This is a genomic window from Streptomyces africanus (assembly GCF_002150735.1).
Taxonomy (GTDB): domain Bacteria; phylum Actinomycetota; class Actinomycetes; order Streptomycetales; family Streptomycetaceae; genus Streptomyces; species Streptomyces africanus.
The window spans coordinates 7781-8018 of record NZ_MUKA01000129.1; the positions used below are offsets into that span (position 1 = coordinate 7781).

1 protein-coding gene (only partly in view) is annotated in these 238 nt (G+C 66.8%); it reads right to left on the reverse strand.

The annotated features are described in order from the left end of the window. Positions 1–34, reverse strand: the beginning of a protein-coding gene (locus CCL05_RS18245) for a 2Fe-2S iron-sulfur cluster-binding protein (protein ID WP_244204315.1). Its footprint begins 428 nt before the window's first position; only the first 34 of its 462 coding nucleotides appear in the window; it begins with the start codon at positions 32–34; its stop codon lies off the left edge, out of view. Between the last annotated feature and the right edge of the window lie 204 nt (positions 35–238).

The following is a 238-nucleotide window of genomic DNA, read 5'->3' on the forward strand; positions in this document are numbered from 1 at the left end:
ACAGGGTGAGGTCGCTGGACGTCGATGGGGGCATGGAAGCCTTCTTTCTCACGTCTCGAGGTCAGGCGGCAGGGGGTGTGAGGTGGCGGGGCCGGTTCACAAAGGTGCAGGATGCGGGACAGGCCGGCCGCGGCACGGTCGTCCCGGGCTGTCGGGGCACGGCCGTCTCGCACTGTCGAACCGGACGTTCCGCCGATACGATGGAGCAAGCGGACACTTGTCCGTTACCCGGAAAACG